This is a genomic window from Streptococcus suis (assembly GCF_024509555.1).
Lineage (GTDB): Bacteria > Bacillota > Bacilli > Lactobacillales > Streptococcaceae > Streptococcus > Streptococcus suis_AD.
In genome coordinates, this window is sequence record NZ_JAMWEL010000062.1 from 1 (window position 1) to 459 (window position 459).

A 459-nucleotide genomic window follows, 5' to 3' on the forward strand; every position below is an offset into this window, starting at 1 on the left:
TCTTGGACAAAAGTGGGTTTACGATTCAGCACAAATTGAGATTGAGCCAGTTTTTCGGCGTCAATTTGATCTGTTTTCCTCACACGCAAGCTATCCAGTTGCTTCTTAGCTTCTAAGGGATTAAGCCGTGTATAAGCGTAGCCATGTTCATCCAGAAAAGCTTGAAGACGACGAGAATAGACACCTGTTGCTTCAAAGATGATTTCTGGCTTATGGACGGTTCTCAAATCGCCAAGTAGCCGAGCAAAGCCTAAGGCGTCATTGGACATGGTATAGCTGTGAACTTTCTCACCATTGACTAGAATGGCCACTTCTGAACTTGCCTTACTCATATCAATCCCAAAAACTGCACGCATGATATTACCTCTTTGTCTTGAATGATTCCTTGTTTTAGTGATGTCATTTTCAATACTCGACGTCAGGCGTCCCACATACTTTGATAACATTCTTTCTAAAACA

At 41.8% G+C, this 459-nt stretch carries 1 protein-coding gene; it reads right to left on the reverse strand.

From position 1 onward, the window contains the following. Positions 1-356 (reverse strand): IS110 family transposase (locus tag NF418_RS10785; protein WP_306172707.1); only part of this gene is annotated, 356 nt, incomplete at its 3' end. Between the last annotated feature and the right edge of the window lie 103 nt (positions 357-459).